Genomic DNA, 20,683 nt, shown 5'->3' with positions numbered 1-20,683 from the left:
ATTGGCGCTTACACGCCCAGCTGCGCGCGCCCGGCGGCGAGCAGGATCGAATCGTTCTGCGGCGTATGGATGCGGCTGCACAGCACGTCGCGGTAGTGGCGCTCGAGCGGGTGGTTGCGGCTCAGCCCGTGGTTGCCCGACAGCTGCAGCGCCAGCTCCGCCGCGCGGATGGCGTTGCCGGTCACGGTGAACTTCAGCAGGCCGCTGTCGGCGCTTGCCGGCGGGTCGCCCGCATCGGTGCGCGCCGCGGCGTCGTCTAGCAGCACCTGGTTGACGCGCAGCAGCGCGGCGATCTCGCCGACGGACTCCTGCACGCGCGGCAGCGTCGCCAGCGGCGCGCCCAGGCTGCCCGGCGCGCGCTCGCGCACGAAGTCGTTGAGCCAGTCCGACGCCGCGCGCGCCACCGCGTCATAGAGGCTGCCCAGCAGCACCACCATCCACGCCTGCTGGTCGGCATTGGCGTCAGCGTCCGCCTGGCCGGCGCCGGCCGGCGCCCACGCGGAGGGCGCACGGATATCGACGGCGTGGTCTGGCGGGATCCAGACATTGTCGAGCACGGTCTCGTGGCTGCCCGAGGCACGCAGGCCAAGGTGGTTCCAGGTCTCCACGATGCGCACGCCGGCGATACCGGACGCAGGGCCCGGCACCAGGAACACGCCCACGCGCGGCTGCGGCTCGTCGGTGCGCGCCCACACCGCAAGCCAGCGCAAGGCGGGGATGCCGGTGCTGTACAGCTTGCGGCCGCTGACGCGCCAGCCGTCGGCCACGCGCGTCGCCACCGTGGCCGGCAGGCCGCCGCGCGCGGGCGAGCCCAACTGCGGTTCGACCCGCAGTGAATTGATCAGCGCGCCCTCCCGTACCGCGCTGGCGAAGACCTGCTCGCGCAGCGCCGCCGGCCAGTGCGAATCGGCGCGGGCAAGCGCGCGATGCTGCAGGTAGGTCATGGTCAGCACCAGCGCGGTCGCGGCGTCGCCGCCGGCAAGCGCGGCCACGATGCGGCGCGCCTGCGCCAGGCCCGCGCCGCCGCCGCCGTGCGCGCGTGGCACCACCTGCGCGATCAGGCCATGGGCGTGCAGCTGCGCGAAGTTGTCGTGCGGGAAGCTGGCCGCGGCATCGTGCGCGCCGGCATCGCCGGCAAAGCGCGCCGACAGCGCCGACAGCACCTCGCCAAGGCGCGCATCGCTGCCGGGCAGCCGGCGCAAGGCAGACGTCAGGGACATGAAGCAAGACTCCGGGAATGAATGAGCGCGCGGTGCGCACCGAATGCCGCCTAGCGTAGCGCCGCCGGCGCCCGCCGAAAACGATGCTTATTGAATATGGAGCGTCGTTTTTATTCGTTAGCGCAGGCGCGCCGCTGTCGTACTTTCTGCCTCAGCCCCAACCCATCCGACACCGACTTCCAGGAGAACGCATATGAGCGTCGATTTCATCGGCATGATCCAGAGCCAGAAGCAGTCCGAGATCCATCCCCCGTCCGGTCCGGTCATCGATCGCGACTATGTGCGCGCATTTGCCCAGGCGCATGAACAGGCCGGCTTCGACCGCATTCTGGTGCCGCACCACTCCACCGGCCCGTCGGCGACGCTGACCATTGCCTACGCCGCCAGCGTGACCGAGCGCATCCACTTCATGCTGGCGCACCGCCCCGGCTTTACCGCGCCGACGCTGGCGGCGCGCCAGATCGCCACGCTCGACCAGTTCAGCGGCGGTCGCCTGGGCGTGCATGTCATCTCCGGCGGCTCGGACAGCGAGCAGCAGCGCGACGGCGACTTTCTTGACCATGACCAGCGCTATGCGCGCACCGACGAGTACCTGCACATCCTGCGCCGGATCTGGACCGAAGCCACGCCGTTCGACCACGAAGGCCAGTTCTACCGCTTTACGCAGGGCTTCTCCGAGGTCAAGCCCGCGCAGCAGCCGCATGTGCCGGTCTATTTCGGCGGCGCCTCGGCCGCCGCGCTGGCGGTTGCGGGCAAGCATGCCGACGTCTATGCGCTGTGGGGCGAATCGCTCGACCAGGTGCGCGAGCTGACTACGCGCGTGCGCGCCGAAGCCGCGCGCCACGGCCGCACCGTGCGCTTCTCGGTATCGTTCCGCCCGATCCTGGCCGCCACCGAAGACCAGGCCTGGGCGCGCGCCGACCGCATCCTCGAACGCACCCGCGCGCTGCGCGTGCAGGCCGGCTACAGCCGCGGCGGCCCGCAGCAGAGCGAAGGCGCGCGCCGGCTGCTGGCGGCGGCCGAGCAGGGCGACCGCGTCGACCAGCGCCTGTGGACCGCGATCGCGCGCGAGACCGGCGGACGCTCCAACTCCACCGCGCTGGTCGGCACGCCCGAGCAGGTCGCGCAGGCGCTGCTGGCCTACTACGAGCTGGGCGTCACCACCTTCCTGATCCGCGGCTTCGATCCGCTGGAAGACGCCGTCGACTACGGCCGCGAGCTGATCCCGCGCGTGCGCGCGCTGGTGGCGCAGCACGACGCCGCGGCAGCCACGCAGCGCCAGGCCGCCTGAGCGCAACCAACCCATCACACCACGAAGACGGGAATCCCACATGAGCCAGAACCACAGCAACCCTGCCGATCCGCGCCGACGCCGCGTGCTGCGGCTTGCCGGCGCCGCGGCCGTGGCCGCGCCCGCGCTGATCCTGGGCCGGCAGGCCTGGTCGGCGCCGCGCAAGCTGACCTTTGCCTGGAACCAGAATTCCTTCTGCCTGACGCCGGTGGTGGTGGCGCAGGAGAAAGGCTTCTTCGAGAAGAACGGCCTGCAGGTCGACCTGATCAACTACAGCGGCTCGACCGACCAGTTGCTGGAATCGATCGCCACCGGCAAGGCCGATGCCGCGGTAGGCATGATCCACCGCTGGCTCAAGCCGCTCGAAGCCGGCTTCGACGTGAAGATCATCGGCAGCTCGCACGGCGGCTGCGTGCGGCTGGTGGGATCGAAGGCGGCGGGCGTCACCACGCTGCAGCACCTGAAGGGCAAGACCGTCGGCGTCAGCGACCTGGCCGCGCCGGGCAAGCACTTCTTCACCATCTTGCTGGCCAAGCACGGCATCGACCCGGACAAGGACGTGACGTGGCGCCAGTACCCTGCCGATCTGCTGGGCGTGGCGGTCGACAAGGGCGAGATCCAGGCCATTGCCGACGGCGACCCCAATCTCTACCTGCTGGAAAAACGCACCAACGGCGCCTACGTGGAACTGGCCACCAACCTCACCGGCGAGTACGCGCGCAAGGTCTGCTGCGTGGTCGGCGCGCGCGGCGAACTGGTGCGCAACGACCGCCCCGCGGCGACGTCGCTGGCGCGCGCCATCGTGCAGGCCACCGACTATGTCAACGAGAATCCCAACGAGGCCGCCAGGGTGTTCGCCAGGTACTCGCCCAAGATCAACCCGGAAGACCTGCGCAAGCTCTACGCCACGCTGACCTATACCCACCACCCGACCGGCGTCGACCTGCGCGACGAGATCGCGTTCTACGCCGACGATTTCCGCCGCATCGGCGTGCTGAAGAAGTCCACCGATGCCAAACGCCTGGCGCAGCATGTCTACGCCAACGTGCTGGGGTAATGCCATGACCACAAGCCAAAGCGCGCTCGAGCCCGGTCTCGGAAGCCAGTCTTCCGCTGCGCCCGCACCATACGCGAGCGCAGCCACATCCCGCCACGCCGGCCCGCTCTGGGCCACCGGCATCCTCGCCGCGCTGGCGTGGGCAGCGTTTGGTGCGCTGACGTGGCAATGGCCCAACCAGGCAGTGGGCTTCAGCGACTGGGCCTATACCGCGGAGCTTGGCATCGCGGCGCTCGCGGGCGCGGCCGTGCTCGCCGTGGTGGCGCTGGCCGGACAGCGCGCCAGGACCGCGCAACGTCCGCTGGCCGCATTGCGCGCCGCCGGACCGTGGCTGGTGGCCTTGCCCGTCGCGCTGTCGGCCTGGGAAATCCTGACCGCCAAGACCGCGATCCTGCCCACGCCGTTCTTCGCGCCGCCGCAAGCGCTGATCGAGGTGTATGCGGACGACTGGCCGCGGCTGGGCGAGAGTGCGCTGAACACGCTGAAGCTGCTCGGACTGGGCGTCGCTTATGGCGGTCTTGCGGGCTTCCTGGTGGGCGTGTCGATCGGCTGGTCGCGGCGCATCGGCTACTGGGTGCATCCGGTGCTGCGCGTGCTGGGGCCGTTGCCGTCGACCGCGCTGCTGCCGCTGACCTTCTACTTCTTCCCGTCGAGCTATGCCGCGGCGGTGTTCCTGATTGCGCTGGCCACGGCGTTCCCGGTGGCGGTGCTGACCTGGTCGGGCGTGGCCGGCGTCAACAAGAGCTATTACGACGTCGCGCGCACGCTGGGCGCATCGGGCTGGTTCCTGGTGCTGCGCGTGGCGATCCCGGCGGCGCTGCCGCAGGTGTTCGTCGGCCTGTTCATGGGGCTGGGGGCTTCGTTCTCGGTGCTGGTCACGGCGGAGATGATGGGCGTGAAATCGGGCCTGGGCTGGTACCTGACCTGGGCCCAGGGCTGGGCCTCGTACGTCAACATGTATGCGGCGCTGATCGTGATGGCGCTGCTGTTCTCGGGCGTGATCACGCTGCTGTTCGCCGCGCGCGACCGCGTGTTGTCGTGGCAGAAGGGGACGGTGAAATGGTGAGCGTGGTCGAGCGGTTGAAGGCAGGGGGTTCTTTCCCGCGCGCGAAGCAGGCTTCCCTTTCCCGCCACGCGCAGAGCGATGACGCGGGAACGCCGACCGGCGCCCGTATCGATATCCGGCAGGTCAGCCACTGGTTCGGTCATGGCAACGAGCGGCTGCAGGTCCTCGACGACGTCGGCCTCAGCGTCGCGCCGGGCGAATTCGTCGCCCTGCTCGGCCCCAGCGGCTGCGGCAAGTCCACGCTGCTGCGGCTGGTCGCCGGCCTGGAACAGCCCACGTCGGGAGACATCCTGCAGGACGGCGCGCCGATTACCGAGCCGGACCCGTCGCGCATCGTGGTGTTCCAGGATCCCACGCTGTACCCGTGGCGCCGTGTCTGGGACAACGTCGCGCTCGGGCTGCAGGCGCAGGGCATTCTTGCGCAGCAGCGCCATCGCGTCGACGACGCCTTGCGCCGCGTAGGCCTGGAATCGTTCGCGCGCGCCTTCCCGCACCAGCTGTCCGGCGGCATGGCGCAACGCGTGGCGCTGGCGCGCGCGCTGGTCAACGAGCCCCGCTTGCTGGTGCTGGACGAGCCGCTGGGCAAGCTGGATTCGCTGACGCGGCTGGCGATGCAGAGCGACCTGGTCGAGCTGTGGCAGCGCTCGCGCTTCTCGGCGCTGCTGGTCACGCACGACGTGGAAGAGGCGCTGTTTCTGGCGCAGCGCGTCATCGTGTTCAGCCAGCGTCCGGCGCGCATCGCGGCCGAGATCCGGGTCGACCTGCCCTATCCCCGCCATCGCGGCGACGCGCGCCTGACCGCGTTGCGCCATGAGGCGCTGCGCCACCTGGGGCTCGACGCCAGCTGGTAATGCATCGCATGGCGCCGTACTTGCCCGCGCGGGCCGTGCGATGAATGGCCCGCCGCCGCAGGCCTGGCTGAATGCGCTGCTGGTACTGGTCGAGGCGCTGCAGCGCGGCCTGCTGTCGCTCTGGCATGCGCTGGGCCTGACCGGCGACAGCCACGGCCAGCCCGCGTGGCCGTGGGCATGGCGCGTGGCCGGCGAGACCCTGCTGATCGACCTGGGCCTGGCACGCCAGCTCGGCCTGACCCTGTGCGCGCTGGCCGTTGCGGTGCTGGCCGTGGCGTTGGCCCTGGCCTGGCGCCGCCGTCGCGGCATGCTGCTCGCCGCCGGCGCGCTGGCACTGGCGGCGGCGCCATGGCCCAAGGCATCGCTGCTGTTCGTGGCGGCCGCGCCCACGAGCTTCCACGCCAGCCCGGTACGTTTCTCCGTCGACACCATTGCCCTGGGCGCGCGCGTCTATGCGCAGCATTGCGCCGGCTGCCACGGCACGGACGGGCGCGGCGAAGGACCGCTCGCCGCCGGCCTGGCGGTGTGGCCGCCCACGCTGGCCGGTCCGCTGCTGGCGCGGCGCGCCGACGGCGAGCTGTTCTGGCATGTGCTGGCCGGCATGCGCGACCGGCGCGGGCAACCCACCATGCCGGCCTTCCGCGACCGGTTTGGCGATGCCGAGGCCTGGGCCGTGATCGACTACATGAAGGCGCTGTCTGCCGGCAGCGGCAGCGCCGGCAACTGGCCGGTGCCGCTGCAACTGCCCGAGATGGCGGTCCGGTGCGGCGACGCCGCACCGGTCGCCTTGTCCGCATGGCGCAGCGGGCAGCGCGTGCGGCTGGTGGCAGTCGATAGTGTCACTACTCCGCCCTTCGACGATCCCCGCTTCCTGACCGTGCTGGTCACGCCCGACGGCCGGCCGCCGGCGCAGGTGCCGCGCTTCCGCGCCGGCTGCACCGCAGCCTCGGCGCATGCCTGGCAAGCGGTCGCGGCGATCTCCGGCCAGGCGCCGGCACGGCTCGCCGGCACGCAATTGCTGGCCGACCGCGACGGCTGGCTGCGCGCCCAAGGCTCGCCCGGCCGGCCGTGGTCCGACGCCGACCTGGTGTGCGTGTCGACTGCAGAAGCCGGCACGCAACGCGCTCCCTCCCCCGCGACCGACGGACTTACGGCGCTGCTGCTGCGAATGGACGCCGAGCCGGTGCGCTTCGTCAAGGGCGGCTTCATTCACTGAGCCGCCGTCACCGGCCGCACCGATCTGCGTGCGGTCCGCCTCAGCGACATCCCGATCCATAACCCCACCTCGGGGCTTTTTTGCCTGCTGGCGGCTGCCAAGAATCGATCGCCGCGACTCCCAAATCCCTCAAAAATGCTGATTACTGCACTCAAACTCGCGATTTGTCTCATTTTTTTATCAGTTTCATTCCGTAAACCAAAACTTCCTATTGACCAACGGAAGTCTTCCGCCTACATTTCCCCCAACAAGCAATTTTCCGGAACACCTTGTTCCACTTTATAACACCCTCATCAGGAGACAACGCCATGCGCGACCTCGAAACCACCAAGCAGCCCGCCGTTTCCGGTGGCTCGGCCGCCGCGAAGGACCAGGTGCCGGCCGGCCCGCAGACCATGACCCCGTCGGAAGCCTTCGTCGAAACGCTGGCCGCCAACGGCGTGACCGACATGTTCGGCATCATGGGCTCGGCCTTCATGGACGCGATGGACATCTTCGCGCCCGCCGGCATCCGCCTGATCCCGGTGGTGCACGAGCAAGGCGCCGGCCACATGGCCGACGGTTACGCCCGCGTGTCGGGCCGCCACGGCGTGGTGATCGGCCAGAACGGCCCGGGCATCTCCAACTGCGTGACGTCGATCGCCGCCGCCTACTGGGCCCACAGCCCGGTGGTGATCGTCACCCCGGAGGCTGGCACCATGGGCATCGGCCTGGGCGGCTTCCAGGAGGCCAACCAGCTGCCGATGTTCCAGGAGTTCACCAAGTACCAGGGGCACGTCACCAACCCGGCGCGCATGGCCGAGTTCACGGCGCGCTGCTTCGACCGCGCCAAGGCCGAAATGGGCCCGACCCAGCTGAACATCCCGCGCGACCACTTCTACGGCAAGATCACTGCGGAGATTCCGAAGCCGCAGCACCTCGATCGCGGCCCCGGCGGCGAGCAGAGCCTGAACGAAGCCGCCGAGCTGCTGGCCAACGCCAAGTTCCCGGTGATCATCTCCGGCGGCGGCGTGGTGATGGCCGATGCCATCGAGGAATGCAAGGCGCTGGCCGAGCGCCTCGGTGCACCGGTGGTCAACAGCTACCTGCACAACGACTCGTTCCCGGCCAGCCACCCGCTGTGGTGCGGCCCGCTGGGCTACCAGGGCTCGAAGGCGGCGATGAAGCTGATCTCGCGCGCCGACGTGGTGGTGGCGCTGGGCTCGCGCCTGGGGCCGTTCGGCACGCTGCCGCAGCACGGCATGGACTACTGGCCCAAGACCGCCAAGATCATCCAGATCGACGCAGACCACAAGATGCTGGGCCTGGTGAAGAAGATCTCGGTCGGCATCTGCGGCGACGCCAAGGCCGCCGCGATCGCGCTGACCCAGCGCCTGGCCGGCCGCACGCTGGCTTGCGATGCGACCCGCGACGGCCGCGCCACCGAAATCGCCAACGAGAAGGCGGCATGGGAGAAAGAGCTGGACGAGTGGACGCACGAGCGCGACCCGTACAGCCTCGACATGATCGAAGAGCAGAAGAACGAGCGCACGCCCACCGGCGGCCACTACCTGCATCCGCGCCAGGTGCTGCGCGAGCTGGAAAAGGCCATGCCGGAAGACGTGATGGTGTCCACCGATATCGGCAACATCAACTCGGTGGCCAACAGCTACCTGCGCTTCGAGAAGCCGCGCAGCTTCTTCGCGGCAATGAGCTGGGGCAACTGCGGCTACGCCTTCCCCACCATCATCGGCGCCAAGGTCGCGGCACCGCACCGCCCGGCCGTGTCGTACGCCGGTGACGGCGCCTGGGGCATGAGCCTGATGGAAACCATGACCTGCGTGCGCCACAACATCCCGGTGACCGCGGTGGTGTTCCACAACCGCCAGTGGGGCGCGGAGAAGAAGAACCAGGTGGACTTCTACAACCGCCGCTTCGTCGCGGGCGAGCTCGACAACCAGAGCTTCGCCGGCATCGCCAAGGCCATGGGCGCCGAAGGCATCGTGGTCGACCGCCTGGAAGACGTGGGCCCGGCACTGAAGCGCGCCATCGACCTGCAGATGAACCACGGCAAGACCACCATCATCGAGATCATGTGCACCCGCGAACTGGGCGACCCGTTCCGCCGCGATGCGCTGGCCAAGCCGGTGCGTTACCTGGACAAGTACAAGGATTACGTCTGAGTCCGAGCTTGCACAGGCGCATCGCTTGCGATGGGCATACTCCCTCTCCCGCACGCGGGAGAGGGGAGCAACCACCAGCATGACAAGGGCTACGGCCCTTTTTTAGTTTCACCGAGCCAACCACCATGAAACCCATCCTCCGCATCATCGACCGCGCCCGTGCCGCGCCTCGCCGCATCGTGCTGTGCGAGGCCGACGACCCGCGCATCCTGCAGGCCGCGCAACGCGCCACGCAGGAAGGCATCGCGCGCATCGTGCTGGTTGGCGACGCGCGCCAGATCAACGCCGCCGCGGCCATCCACGGCATCGGGCTGGACGGCATGACGCTGGTCGATCCTGCCACCTCGGCGCTGACGCCTTCGTTCGCGCAGCAGCTGTTCGCATTGCGCCAGAAAAAGGGCATGACGCTCGACGAAGCCAAACGCGCCGTGCTGGATCCGCTGTGCTTCGCCAACCTGATGGTGCGGCTGGGCCATGCCGACGGCTCGGTCGCGGGCGCCGCCCACACCACCGCCGACGTCGTGCGCAACGCGATCCAGCTGATCGGACTGGCGCCGGGCTTCCGGCTGGTGTCGAGCTTCTTCCTGATGATGCTGTGCGAGCCGTTCCACACGCTCAAGGGCGGATTGATCTTTTCTGACTGTGGGCTGGTGGTCGACCCCGATGCCGAAGCGCTGGCCGATATCGCCATGGCCGCCGCCGACAGCGCGCGCGCGCTGCTGAACGACGAGCCGCGCGTGGCGATGCTGTCGTTCTCGACCAGCGGCAGCGCCCACCACGCCGCGGTCGACAAGGTCGTGGCCGCGACCGAGCGCGTGCGCGCGCAGCGCCCCGGCCTGGCCATCGACGGCGACGTGCAGCTCGATGCCGCCATCGTCGCCGAGATCGCCGCGCGCAAGGTCGCGCATTCGCAGGTGAACGGCCACGCCAACGTGCTGGTGTTCCCCAGCCTGGAAGCCGGCAATATCGGCTACAAGCTGGCCGAACGCGTCGGCGGCGCCAAGGCCATCGGACCGATGCTGCAGGGCCTGAACAAGCCGGCCAACGACCTCTCGCGCGGCTGCAGCGCCGACGACGTGTTCCATGTGATCGCCGTCACCGTGGTCCAGGCGCAGGCCAGCGCGGAAACGGCCACCAAAGGCGAGCAGGCGGCATGAAAGCGGAATTGCTATTGCCGCTGTTGGGCCTGCAGGCCCTGCTCGGTGCCGGCACCTATTTCCAGACGGTGACCGGCTTTGGCCTCGGCATGATCGTGATGGGCGCCACCAGCGGGCTGGGCCTGGCGCCGGTCGCTACCGTCGCCGCCGTGGTCAGCCTGGTGACGCTGGCCAACAGCGCCTGCGCGCTGCCCGGCAAGTTCCAGCATATCGACTGGCGCGCCGTCGGCGCTGCGGCGATCGGCATCCTGCCTTCGGTGCTGGTCGGCGTGCTGGTGCTGGAATACCTGAGCAGCACCGCCGCCACGCTGCTGCAGCTGCTGCTGGGCGCGGTAATCCTGTACGGCGGCCTGAGCGCGGCCTTCAAACCCGAACCGCTGCCGCAACGTTCCGGTGACGGCAGCTTCTTCATGAGCGGCGTCTTCGGCGGCTTGCTGAGCGGCATGTTCGGCGTCTCCGGGCCGCCGCTGATCTTCCAGTTCTACCGGCAGCCGATGAAGCCGGTGGAAATCCGCTGCGCGCTGATCCTGGTGTTCACCGTGACCTCGAGCGTGCGCACGCTGTTCTCGGCCTGGCAGGGCCAGCTCGACGCCGCGATCTGGCTGCAGGCCGCGGTCGGGGTGCCGGTGGTGGTGCTTGCCACGCTGCTGGGACGGCGCTTTCCGCCGCCGTTCTCGCCGACCACGACGCGGCGGGTCGCGTTTGGGGTTCTGATCGGGATCGGGGTGAGTTTGATGCTGCCGGCGATTTCGGCGTGGGTGCGCTGAATAAAGGTTCTTCGAAGAATTCCCTTGGGCTGGGATATTGTGGTTGGTTGCTTGGGTTGTCGTGCTTGGCGGGTGCTGCTGTTTCGCCGGCGCAGCCGGCGACCTCCTTTCTGGTGCGCCCGGCAGGGCGCACTTACTTGGGGGTGCAAGTCCCCTACACACCCGGCAAGGGGAAGTGTTAGCCAAAGACAAGGGTTTCCCGGGCGACTGGGAGTCTGAAGGAAGTCCGAGGCAAAGCGCTGGCCTGACGAACAGGAAGCGGATATGAGGCGACGCATCGGGGTGAGGCGGCCAGAGTAGCCAAAGCCCAGTACTTGCACGGAACGATGCGGCGTAAATCCGACAGGCATAAGCGTGAAGGTGAGTGCGTCATACCCGGGGAGATCTGCATCGCTGCCATGGTGCTACTGACGTCGAGAGGCGTCGGGATGGCGGTGCAGAAGTCAGCAGAGGCCATAGTAGGTGCGCGGTTGGCACTGAAGGGCCGAACATGAACGAGCGCGATTAGGACGACAGACCTCGATGCTTACCGACGAAGCCCAAATGCACGAACGAGTGCAGCCCACAGCGGAGGAAGGCGGGCGGAACCTGCTTGGCGCCGATGGGGGTGCGGAGGATGGCACGGCGGCTGTCGGGCAAACGAAAGCGCAGGCGCCATCGCTGATGGAGGCGGTGGTTGAGAGAAGCAACATGTGGCTGGCGTACCGGAGGGTGGTCGGCAATGGCGGCGCCGCTGGGGTGGATGCCCTGGAGGTGACGGCGTTGCGCGACTGGCTGAAGGTGAGTTGGCCAAGCGTCAGGGCGGCGTTGCTGGCCGGCCAGTACATCCCGCAGGCGGTGCGCGCGGTGGACATCCCCAAGCCTGCGGGCGGGATAAGGACACTGGGCATCCCGACGGTGGTGGACAGGCTGATCCAGCAGGCGCTGCTGCAGGTACTCCAACCGCTCTACGAAACGGGGTTCTCCGAGTCGAGCTACGGCTTCAGGCCGGGGCGCAGCGCTCAGCAGGCGGTCTTGCAGGCACAGCGGTACGTGCAGGAAGGCCGGCGCTGGGTGGTGGATATCGATCTGGAGAAGTTCTTCGATCGGGTCAACCACGACATCCTGATGTCGCGGGTGGCCCGGCAGGTGAAGGACGCCCGGGTGCTCAAGCTGATCCGGCGGTATCTGGAAGCGGGGCTGATGCGCGGCGGGGTGGTCGAGGCGAGGAGGCAGGGCACGCCGCAAGGCGGGCCGCTGTCGCCGCTGCTGTCGAACATCCTGCTGACGGATTGGGACCGCGAACTGGAGAAGCGGGGGCTGGCGTTCTGCCGTTATGCCGACGACTGCAATATCTACGTCCGAAGCAGAACGGCGGGGCAATGGCTGTTGGCCGGGATGACGGCGTTCCTTGCGGAGCGCTTGAAGCTACGGGTCAACGAGGCCAAGAGCGCATGCGAGCGGCCGTGGAAGCGCAAGTTCCTGGGCTACAGCCTGTCCTCTCATCATCAGGCGAAGCTGCGCATCGCTCCGGAAAGCCTGCAGAGGCTGATTGGACGCATCAAGGACGTGGTGCGCAAAGGTCGAGGAAGAAGCCTGGCTCACACGATCGCGGTGCTGAATCCGGTGCTGCGCGGGTGGATTGGGTACTTCCAATACACGCAGAGCAAGCGGCCACTGGAGAACTTGGACGGATGGGTGCGCCGACGGCTACGCTGTCTGATATGGCGGCAAGCCAAAGCATGGCGAACGCGACTGGCGCTTATGCGGCGCCAGGGGCTGGAGGCCAAGCGGGCAGCCAGGACTGCGCTGAACGGGCGCGGACCATGGTGGAACGCCGGAGCCCCACCCATGCGCGAAGCCTTCCCTAAACGCTACTTCGATGCCATGGGGTTGATCTCGCTGCTGGATACACAGCGGCGCCTGCAGTCTCGTTCGTGAACCGCCGTATGCGGACCCGCATGTACGGTGGTGTGAGAGGGCTGAGGGGGTAACCCCTCACCCTACTCGATTCCGAGCGACAGAAAGGAGGCAAAGAGCGCGTCGCCTAAGCGGCTGGCTATGGCGGCGTCGGTGGTTCCAGCGGCGGTGACTCGCGGTTCTGCGATTGGTGGTTCCACCCTGCTGACGCTACCTGGAAGTGCCTGGCGTTCGAGGTCGGATGGACGAACCCGACTTTAGGTCGGTGGCCGCCTGCTAAGCACGTTATTGGTGGGACGCCTTCGGCTGCGCTGCGCGCACTCCCAATCTTAGGTCTGCTGCTCGGGCACGGAGTGCATCGCTGCGCTCGCATGGTGTTGTCGCGTGCGAGCCCAAGGGCCTTTCTCTCTCGCTTGTTTGCTCCCCTCTCCCGCTTGCGGGAGAGGGGCGGGGGAGAGGGCCGGCGCATCCATGAAGTCAACCGCATCAACTGCTGCGCACTCACATCCCCCCAGGAATTCGGCGATGAACCTGAATAAGGCCGTCCTCGCCTCCGCCCAGCGCCTTCGGTCAGGACCACTTTGATGCCAGCGTCCAGGTCGCTCAGCAAGGCCTTGCTATCGGCGTCAATCGGCCGCGCCGCGGGAACTTCATGGATGGCAAGACCGCCGTGCTTAGGCCCGTCGCGTTGTGGAAGGCGCTGGCGGCCCCGTGAAGCAGGAGTTCGTCGAATGCAGGCGCTTTATGCACACGCACTAGATGTTCGAATTTAATCGTTTGTATGCGTAACGCGTACTTTGCCAAAACATCATACAAGGCCTGACAGTTGCGTACGACCTCTAGGGTTGTACGCGAAACGCATACATAGCCCACCTGTGCTTCAGCGTGCCGCCTCCGACAATGCCGCCATGAACGCCTGCCGCATCGGCGTCTGCTCGGCGTTGCGATGGCGAAGTACCCCTACCGTTCCTTCGCGCCGATAAGGCAACGCCAACGGCACCACCTGGCCCAGCGCGCGGAAATACGCGGTCATCCGGCCGGACATCACCGCCAGCAATTCGCCTTGCTGCAGCAATGCCACATTGGCCAGCACGGTGGCGCTTTCGATGCGGACCGTGGGGGCCGGCTCGCCGGCCAGCGCCAGTTCATAGTCCAGCTCGCGCCGGATCTGGCTGTTTGGCGGCGGGCCGATCCAGGTGTACGGGCGCGTCTCTTCCCACGACAGCTTGCGCCGGCGCGCGAGCGGATGCTTCGGCCCGGCAATCACGCGGATGGTCTCGGCATAAAGCAGGTCGCAGCGCAGCGGCGCGTCGATGCCCTGCACTTCGGTGCGTCCCACCACGAAATCGAGCCGGCCCTCGCGCAGCGCGGGCAGCATGTCTTCCACCGTGCCTTCGGCAAGCGACAGATGGGCCTGCGGAAACGCTTCGCGGAAGCGGCGGATGGCGTCGGGCAGCAGATCGACCGCCACGGTCGGAGTCGCGCCGATGGCCAGCTGGCCCGCCGCGCCGTCGGCCATCACGCGGATGGTGTCCTGGGTGCGTGCGATCTCGCTGAGGATGGTGCGTGCGTGGACCACCAGCGCGGCGCAGAAGCGCGTCGGCACCAGCCCGCGCGAATGCCGCTCGAACAAGCTCACGCCAAGTTCGCTTTCCAGCTCCGCCAGCCAGCGCGACAAGGCCGGCTGGGTCATGCTCAGGCGCTCGGCGGTATGGCTGACATTGCGGGTTTCATAGAGCGCCACCAGCACATGCAATTGCCGGATGCGCAGGCGCTGGGTCCAGTCCATGCCATGCCTTTTACGTTATAGCAGCGGCCATTTTAATCATTTCCGCATCATCGCTGCCGATGCCATAATTTTTTCGACGGCCGCCCCCAGCACGCATCCGCCGCGCCCCAGCGCCCAGCACGGGCCCTGGTCAAACCCGCACCCCACCGGCATGACCCGACCGATGACCCGACCGCCCTCCCGCCCCAACTTCCTGCTCTTCATCACCGACCAGCACCGCGCCGACCACCTCGGCCTCTACGGCAACGACGTGGTGCGCACGCCCAATATCGACCGGCTGGGCCGGCATGGCTGGGTGGCGGAGCGCTGCTACGTGGCTTCGCCGATTTGCATGCCCAACCGCGCGTCGTTGCTGACCGGGCGGATGCCGTCGGCACACGGCGCCCGCCACAACGGCATTCCGCTGCCGCTGTCGCAAGTCACCTTCGTCGAGCGGCTGCGCGAGGCGGGCTACCGCACCGGGCTGGTGGGCAAGTCGCACTTGCAGAACATGACCGGCCTGCCGCCGGTATGGCCGCGCCCGCAAGACCCGCCCACCGATGGCGAGGCACGCCGTCCCGAAGCAGGCCGCTTCGACCAGGAGTGGGGCCCGGCCTGGCGCGACGATGCGGGCTTCGACATGTCCCTGCCGTTCTATGGCTTCGGCGACGTGCAACTGGTGATCGACCACGGCGACACCACCGGCGGCCACTACCGCCGCTGGCTGGAACAGCACCACCCCGAGGTCGCGGCCCTGTGCGGCCAAGCGCATGCCATCCCTACCCCGGACTACGCGCTGTCCGCCGCGCGCCAGGCCTGGCGCACGCGCGTGCCCGAAACGCTGTCGACCACGGCCTGGATCGGCGCGCGCACCATCGACCTGCTGGAGCAGTATGCGCAGGAAGACGCGCCGTTCATGCTGCAGTGCTCGTTTCCCGATCCGCACCACCCGTTCACCCCGCCCGGCCGCTACTGGGACATGTACCGGCCCGAGGACATGCGCTTGCCCGCGTCGTTCCATGACGATGCCGCACTGGCGCCGCCCCACCTGCGCTGGATGCATGCGCAGCGCGACGCCGGGCGCGCGGTCAAGCACACGCCGGCGATGTTTGCCTGCACCGAACGCGAGGCGCGCGAGGCGCTGGCGCTCAACTACGGCTCGATCGCGCATATCGACGACACCATCGGCCGCGTCATGGCGCGGCTGGCGGCGCTTGGGCTGGACCGCAATACCGTGGTGCTGTTCACCAGCGACCATGGCGACTTCTTCGGCGACCATCAGTTGTTGTGGAAAGGCCCGCTGCACTACCAGGGCCTGATACGCACGCCGCTGTTGTGGTCCGAACCCGAGGCACGGGCGCAAGCGGTGACGGCGCCGGCACGCAGCCAGGCGTTGTGCTCGACCATCGATATCGCCCCCACCATCCTGATGCGTGCCGGCTGCCTGCCTTACAACGGCATCCAGGGCCTGTCGCTGCTGCCGGCCATCGCCGGCCAGTCGCTGCCGCGCGAGGCGCTGCTGATCGAAGAAGAGAACCAGCGCACGCTGTTCGATTTCCCGATGCGCACGCGCATGCGCACGCTGCAGACGGCACGCTACCGGCTCAGCGTTTACGAAGGCGCGGACTGGGGCGAGCTGTACGACCTGGACCACGATCCGACGGAATCGCGCAACCTCTGGCACGAACCCGCACTGGCGGATACGCGCCAGCAACTGCTGCATGAGCTGGTGCAGACGATGATCGCGCATAGCGACGCCAGCCCCAACCCGACCGCGCTGGCCTGAGGCCAGCGACTGCAGCAGAGCCGTCCACAGCGGCTGCCATACCGATAACGATATCGACGGAGACAAAGCATGACCCGCCTCACCCCCTTCCTGCCCGCCATCGCATTGCTGGCCGCCGTGCCCGCGCACGCGCAGGACGCGTACCCGTCGCGCCCGGTACGCCTGATCGTCAACTTCCCGGCCGGGGGCCCGCTCGATACCGTGGCCCGGCTCGTCGCCGAGCGCGCCGGGCGTGACCTCAGGCAGCCGGTGGTGGTCGAGAACCGCGCCGGCGCCGGCGGCAATGTCGGCGCGGAAGCCGCCGCGCGCGCCGCGCCCGATGGCTATACGCTGCTGATGTCGACCGACACGCTGGTGACGGTCAACCCGTTCGCCTACCGCAAGATGGCATTCGACCCGGTGCGCGACCTGCAGCCGATCGGGCTGGCCGGCACCTTCAACCAGGTGCTGGTGACGCATCCGGACCTGAAGGCCGGCAACCTGAACCAGTTCCTGGCACTGGCCCGGAGCAAGGACCTGTCCTATGCGTCGGCGGGCATCGCGTCGCCCGGCCATATCGCCTTCGAGATGCTCAAGGTGCGCACCCGCATCCCCGCCACCCACGTCCCTTACAAGGGCAATGCGCCGGCGCTGAGCGACGTGCTGGCGGGCCAGGTACCGGCCGGCTTCCTGGCCACGCCCACGGCGGTGCAGTACATCCGCAGCGGCAAGCTGGTGCCGCTGGCGGTTTCCGGCAACAAGCGCGATCCGCTGCTGCCGGACGTGCCCACCGTGGCCGAAGCCGGCGTCGCGGGCTTTGACGCCGAGTTTGCTTTCGTGATGCTGGCGCCCGCGGGCATGCCCGCCCCGATCCGCGCGCGCTGGGAGCAAGAACTCAAATCCATCTTCGCCGATGCCGGGTTCCAGCGCACGCTGGCAGCGCAGGGCGTGCGGCCGCAGGCCAGCGACGGCGCCCAGGCGGCACAGTGGCTGGGCGCGGGCAGCAAGCGTTGGGGAGAGCTGATCCGCAAGCTGGCGATCTCGCTGGATTGAGGCCGCCAGCACCTGCCCTGGCGCGCGGCTGCGCTCAGGCCACCGTCCCCGCCGGCCGCGCCAGCGGCGCCGCGTCTTCCTTGCCGCCGCTGCCGCCGGCCTGCTCCAGGTCCATGCCGGTGGTTTCGGGCAGCAGCGCCGCGGCCACCACCACCATCGCATAGCCGACCCCCGCGACAATCGCGATCGCGGTCGGCAGCGAGGTGTGGCCCGAGCTGAGCCATCCCACCGACAGCGGGAACAGCGAGCCGATCACGCGGCCGGCGTTGTACGAGACGCCATAGCCGGTCGCGCGCACATCGTTGGGATAGGACTCGGCGATGGTCGCGCCGATGCCGGCAAACACGCCCTGCATCAACACGCCCAGCGGGAAGCCGAGAAACAGCATGGACGTATTGGACACCGGGATCACCATGTAGACCAGCGCGGCGACAAACGCGCCCGCGGCGAAGACGATATACGTCAGTCGCCGGCCCCAGCGGTCGGTGGCATAGGCGCCCGCCACGTAGCCGGCGAGCGAACCGATGATGGTGACCGTCAGGTAGGAACTGGTGCCGAACACCGACAGCCCGCGCTCGGTCTTCAGGAAGGTGGGCAGCCAGGTGGCGATGGCGTAGTAAGCGCCGAGCATGCCGCCGGACAGCAGGCTGCACAGCAGCGTCTTGGCCAGCAGCGGCCCGCGGAACAGCCGGCCCAGTCCGGCCAGCGCCGAGCCCTGGTTGCCGGCGGCACGGCTCTTCAGGAAGATCTCGGGCTCTTCCAGGTTGCGGCGCAGGTAGATCACCACCAGCGCCGGCAGGATGCCGAGGAAGAAGCATACGCGCCATGCCGTCTCCGCCGGCAGCACGCTGAACGTGATCGCGTAGACGATCGCCGCCGCGCCCCAGCCAAAGGAATAGCTGCTCGCGGTAAAGCCCGAGTATTTGCCGCGGTGCGCCGGGTTGCGGATCATCTCGGTCACCAGCACCATGCACAGCGACGACTCGCCGCCGAACCCCAGCCCCTGGATCATGCGGAATACCATCAGCTGCTCCGGCGACTGCGCCAGCCCGCACAGGAAGCAAGCGCCCGCAAAGACGATGATGGTCCAGCGCAGCACGCGCACGCGGCCGTAGCGATCGGCCAGGATGCCGGCCCCGATGGCCCCGACCAGCGACGACACCAGCGTCCACGTGACGATGGCCCCGGCAGTCGACTTGCTCATGCCCCACTGCGTCAGCAGCGTGGAGATCAGGAAGGAATAGATCATGAAGTCGAACACGTCGACGGCATGCCCCAGGAACGCGCCATAGAATCCCTTGCGCTCCATGCGCGATAAATCACGGAACCAATCGAACATGATCCCCTCCCCTGTGGTGTGTGATGTGTTGTGGTTGGTTGTGGTCAGTTGCGGTGCGCCGCGGCGGATTGCGACGGCCTCAGCGGCTTCGGCGCCCGGTACGCATAGCCCGCTTCCTCCAACAGGCAGGCAAAACGCAAGGCGGTGAGATCCTGGTAGCGGCCGGCGACGATCTGCACGCCGACCGGCAATCCGCCGGCACCGGGGCCGATCGGCGCCACCGCGGAAGGCAGCCCGCACAGCCCGGAGTGGCCGGCCCAGAACAACTGCGTGGTCATCGGCTGCGGGCGGCCGTTGACGGTGAGCATGCGCTGCCACGGCTCGCCGGCCTCGTTCAGCGCAAACGCCGTGGTCGCGGCCGCTGGGCACAGCAGCACGTCGTAGCGGGTGAAGAAGCTGCGCCATGCGGCGGCAAAGCGTTCGCGCGCCACCTGCAGGCGCAGCCAGTCGCGGTGGCGCAGCGTCGCGCCGGTGTACTGCAGGGTCGCGTAGTCGTGATCGCCGGCGGTGGCAGTGGCGCTGCGGGCCAGCGCATCGGCGAAGGCGGCGTCATCCATGTGGACCGAGGTGGTGGCGCGCAGCAGCGTTACGTAGACATGCCAGAGCTCGGCGGCGTCGAAGTCCGGCCGTTCGTGCCAGCCGACGTGGGCGCCCTGCTCCGCCAGCCAGTGGCCCAGTTGCTCGATCTGCGCGGCGACCTCGCCGTCCGCTTCGGCCTGGGCATGGGTGGGCAGCACGGCGATGCGGAAGTCGGCGAGCCGGCGGTGCGGGCATTCCGGCCACTGCAGGCGGTATGGCAGCGCGTCGTCACCGTGCGGGCCCGCGATGACGTGCAATACTGGTTCCAGATCGCGCGCGCTGCGCGCCAGCGGGCCGGCGACATTGATGTCCTGCTCGCCGAAGCGCGCGGCACCGGTGCCGTGGCCGGCCAGCGGCACCAGCCCGTGGCTCGGCTTGAGCGAGAAAATGCCGCAGTAGTGCGCCGGATTGCGCAGCGAGGAACCGATGTCGGAACCCACGTCGAAGAACGACAGGCCGGCGCAGACCGCCGCGGCGCTGCCGCCGGACGAGCCGCCCGGTGTGCGCGTCGGGTCGTGCGGGTTGCGCGTGGTGCCGTAGATCGCGTTGTAGCTCTGCCAGTCGCGCAGGCCCAGCGGGACATTGGTCTTGCCGAGCAGGATCGCGCCGGCGTCGCGCAGCCGCTGCACCACCAAAGCGTCGCGCTGGGCCACGTGCCCGCGCAGCGCCGGATTGCCGCAGGTGGTCGGCCAGCCGGCGACGTCGAATGACTCCTTGACCGAGAACGGCACGCCGTCGAGCGCGCCGCGTGCGTGGCCGGCACGGCGGCGCCGGTCGCTGTCGCGCGCGGCCGCGCGGGCCGCATCGAAATCCGACAGCACCAGCGCATTGATGGTGCCGTGCCATTGCCGCTGCGCCGCCTCGCACACATCCACCAGTTGTTCCGACGACACCGTGCCATCGGCAAGCCGCTGCGCCACCTCCCATAGCGGCGGGAAGCCGCCAGTCGTCCATTCCGGCAGGTTCACATCGGCTCCTTGTCGTGATCCGCGCGCGTGCGGCGCGGTGGGCGCGTATGAGGGGCTCAGGCCTACTTCGACTGCGTTGGTATACTATATTCCGTATCGCGCGCAGTGCAAGGACATTGCGCGCGCGGACACCGTGAGCGGCGTGCGAAGGTGTGGGGATGACAGGGAAGGATGGCGCGCAGGACGCGTGCCAGGGAGGAAGGCGGGAACGACCCGGATCGCGCGGCGGGGCTCCGCCGCGCGGTCATTCAGTATCGGTCAGCAATGGCCGCGGCGCGGCGCGCGGCCGCCCAGCGCAAGGAAGAAGCGGCCGATATCGCGCAGCCGCAGCGGCACCAGCGGGGTGGCATGGCGCACCGCATCGCGCGCGGCAAAGTGGCCCAGCAACTGCTGGCCGACGGGTTGCGAAAGATAGCGTTGTTCGGAAGACTGCATGGCAAATCTCGTGACCTTGTATGACTACAGTATACACTCAATTGGTGCACTGCGTCATATCGGGGCACGGCATGCCCTTTGGGCGGGCAT

Annotated in this window: 16 protein-coding genes; 11 read left to right on the top strand and 5 right to left on the bottom strand. The window is 68.4% G+C overall.

The window, feature by feature from the left end; genetic code table 11:
• Positions 1–8 precede the first annotated feature (8 nt).
• Positions 9–1,220: an acyl-CoA dehydrogenase family protein gene (locus A2G96_RS24720; RefSeq protein ID WP_062802836.1), complete on the bottom strand. Its 1,212-nt coding sequence runs from the start codon at positions 1,218–1,220 to the stop codon at positions 9–11.
• Between the two features lie 193 nt (positions 1,221–1,413).
• Here A2G96_RS24720 and A2G96_RS24715 point away from each other — a divergent pair, with 193 nt between their 5' ends.
• The 9 genes from A2G96_RS24715 to ltrA all read left to right on the top strand — a co-directional run bounded on the left by A2G96_RS24715 (position 1,414) and on the right by ltrA (position 12,707).
• Positions 1,414–2,511 carry an LLM class flavin-dependent oxidoreductase gene (locus A2G96_RS24715; RefSeq protein WP_062802835.1) on the top strand — a complete coding sequence of 366 codons (1,098 nt, stop codon included), beginning with the start codon at positions 1,414–1,416 and terminating at the stop codon, positions 2,509–2,511.
• A 40-nt stretch (positions 2,512–2,551) separates the two neighbouring features.
• A complete protein-coding gene (locus A2G96_RS24710; RefSeq protein ID WP_062802834.1) occupies positions 2,552–3,568 on the top strand; it encodes an ABC transporter substrate-binding protein in 1,017 nt (338 codons plus the stop codon).
• A gap of 4 nt (positions 3,569–3,572) precedes the next feature.
• Positions 3,573–4,634, top strand: a complete 1,062-nt coding sequence (locus tag A2G96_RS24705) for an ABC transporter permease (protein ID WP_062802833.1) — start codon at positions 3,573–3,575, stop codon at positions 4,632–4,634.
• Positions 4,628–5,485 (top strand): ABC transporter ATP-binding protein, encoded by an 858-nt coding sequence (locus tag A2G96_RS24700; protein ID WP_062802832.1) that lies wholly within the window; start codon positions 4,628–4,630, stop codon positions 5,483–5,485. The genes A2G96_RS24705 and A2G96_RS24700 overlap by 7 nt, the downstream gene beginning before the upstream one ends.
• Positions 5,486–5,525: 40 nt before the next feature.
• Complete coding sequence (locus tag A2G96_RS24695; RefSeq protein ID WP_062802831.1) at positions 5,526–6,701, top strand: c-type cytochrome; 1,176 nt, start codon at positions 5,526–5,528, stop codon at positions 6,699–6,701.
• Between the two features lie 395 nt (positions 6,702–7,096).
• Positions 7,097–8,863: a sulfoacetaldehyde acetyltransferase gene (gene xsc / locus A2G96_RS24690; RefSeq protein WP_062804126.1), complete on the top strand. Its 1,767-nt coding sequence runs from the start codon at positions 7,097–7,099 to the stop codon at positions 8,861–8,863.
• A 125-nt stretch (positions 8,864–8,988) separates the two neighbouring features.
• Positions 8,989–10,020, top strand: a complete 1,032-nt coding sequence (gene pta, locus A2G96_RS24685) for a phosphate acetyltransferase (RefSeq protein WP_062802830.1) — start codon at positions 8,989–8,991, stop codon at positions 10,018–10,020.
• Complete coding sequence (locus tag A2G96_RS24680) at positions 10,017–10,787, top strand: sulfite exporter TauE/SafE family protein (RefSeq protein ID WP_062802829.1); 771 nt, start codon at positions 10,017–10,019, stop codon at positions 10,785–10,787. The genes pta and A2G96_RS24680 overlap by 4 nt, the downstream gene beginning before the upstream one ends.
• Before the next feature lie 522 nt (positions 10,788–11,309).
• Positions 11,310–12,707, top strand: a complete 1,398-nt coding sequence (gene ltrA / locus A2G96_RS24675; protein WP_062797146.1) for a group II intron reverse transcriptase/maturase — start codon at positions 11,310–11,312, stop codon at positions 12,705–12,707.
• A gap of 859 nt (positions 12,708–13,566) precedes the next feature.
• Here ltrA and A2G96_RS24670 read toward each other — a convergent pair.
• Entirely contained in the window at positions 13,567–14,475 is a 909-nt protein-coding gene (locus A2G96_RS24670) for a LysR family transcriptional regulator (protein WP_062802828.1), read from the bottom strand.
• A 163-nt stretch (positions 14,476–14,638) separates the two neighbouring features.
• On the opposite strand from A2G96_RS24670, the gene A2G96_RS24665 reads away from it, so the two are divergent.
• Both A2G96_RS24665 and A2G96_RS24660 read left to right on the top strand, forming a co-directional pair.
• Positions 14,639–16,240, top strand: coding sequence for a sulfatase family protein (locus A2G96_RS24665; protein ID WP_062802827.1), 1,602 nt, complete (start codon positions 14,639–14,641; stop codon positions 16,238–16,240).
• Positions 16,241–16,309: 69 nt separating this feature from the next.
• Positions 16,310–17,272 carry a Bug family tripartite tricarboxylate transporter substrate binding protein gene (locus tag A2G96_RS24660; protein WP_062802826.1) on the top strand — a complete coding sequence of 321 codons (963 nt, stop codon included), beginning with the start codon at positions 16,310–16,312 and terminating at the stop codon, positions 17,270–17,272.
• A gap of 34 nt (positions 17,273–17,306) precedes the next feature.
• Here A2G96_RS24660 and A2G96_RS24655 read toward each other — a convergent pair whose 3' ends face one another.
• From A2G96_RS24655 to A2G96_RS33925, 3 genes are all read right to left on the bottom strand, one after another.
• On the bottom strand, positions 17,307–18,611 hold the full coding sequence (locus A2G96_RS24655) for an MFS transporter (protein ID WP_062802825.1): 1,305 nt from the start codon (positions 18,609–18,611) through the stop codon (positions 17,307–17,309).
• A gap of 44 nt (positions 18,612–18,655) precedes the next feature.
• On the bottom strand, positions 18,656–20,158 hold the full coding sequence (locus A2G96_RS24650; protein WP_062802824.1) for an amidase: 1,503 nt from the start codon (positions 20,156–20,158) through the stop codon (positions 18,656–18,658).
• A 258-nt stretch (positions 20,159–20,416) separates the two neighbouring features.
• Complete coding sequence (locus tag A2G96_RS33925; RefSeq protein ID WP_165835205.1) at positions 20,417–20,593, bottom strand: hypothetical protein; 177 nt, start codon at positions 20,591–20,593, stop codon at positions 20,417–20,419.
• Between the last annotated feature and the right edge of the window lie 90 nt (positions 20,594–20,683).

It is taken from the genome of Cupriavidus nantongensis, assembly GCF_001598055.1.
GTDB classification, from domain to species: domain Bacteria; phylum Pseudomonadota; class Gammaproteobacteria; order Burkholderiales; family Burkholderiaceae; genus Cupriavidus; species Cupriavidus nantongensis.
The sequence above is the reverse complement of the archived record's forward strand: the minus strand, read 5'-3'. Positions and strand labels throughout refer to the sequence as shown.

Coding starts and splice junctions, on each gene's coding strand:
- A2G96_RS24655 (WP_062802825.1), bottom strand. CDS start 18,611: ATGTTCGATTGGTTCCGTGATTTATCGCGCATGGAGCGCAAGGGATTC.
- A2G96_RS24720 (WP_062802836.1), bottom strand. CDS start 1,220: ATGTCCCTGACGTCTGCCTTGCGCCGGCTGCCCGGCAGCGATGCGCGC.
- A2G96_RS24705 (WP_062802833.1), top strand. CDS start 3,573: ATGACCACAAGCCAAAGCGCGCTCGAGCCCGGTCTCGGAAGCCAGTCT.
- A2G96_RS24660 (WP_062802826.1), top strand. CDS start 16,310: ATGACCCGCCTCACCCCCTTCCTGCCCGCCATCGCATTGCTGGCCGCC.
- xsc (WP_062804126.1), top strand. CDS start 7,097: ATGACCCCGTCGGAAGCCTTCGTCGAAACGCTGGCCGCCAACGGCGTG.
- A2G96_RS24680 (WP_062802829.1), top strand. CDS start 10,017: ATGAAAGCGGAATTGCTATTGCCGCTGTTGGGCCTGCAGGCCCTGCTC.
- pta (WP_062802830.1), top strand. CDS start 8,989: ATGAAACCCATCCTCCGCATCATCGACCGCGCCCGTGCCGCGCCTCGC.
- ltrA (WP_062797146.1), top strand. CDS start 11,310: ATGCTTACCGACGAAGCCCAAATGCACGAACGAGTGCAGCCCACAGCG.
- A2G96_RS33925 (WP_165835205.1), bottom strand. CDS start 20,593: ATGCAGTCTTCCGAACAACGCTATCTTTCGCAACCCGTCGGCCAGCAG.
- A2G96_RS24670 (WP_062802828.1), bottom strand. CDS start 14,475: ATGGACTGGACCCAGCGCCTGCGCATCCGGCAATTGCATGTGCTGGTG.
- A2G96_RS24715 (WP_062802835.1), top strand. CDS start 1,414: ATGAGCGTCGATTTCATCGGCATGATCCAGAGCCAGAAGCAGTCCGAG.
- A2G96_RS24665 (WP_062802827.1), top strand. CDS start 14,639: ATGACCCGACCGCCCTCCCGCCCCAACTTCCTGCTCTTCATCACCGAC.
- A2G96_RS24700 (WP_062802832.1), top strand. CDS start 4,628: ATGGTGAGCGTGGTCGAGCGGTTGAAGGCAGGGGGTTCTTTCCCGCGC.
- A2G96_RS24695 (WP_062802831.1), top strand. CDS start 5,526: ATGAATGGCCCGCCGCCGCAGGCCTGGCTGAATGCGCTGCTGGTACTG.
- A2G96_RS24710 (WP_062802834.1), top strand. CDS start 2,552: ATGAGCCAGAACCACAGCAACCCTGCCGATCCGCGCCGACGCCGCGTG.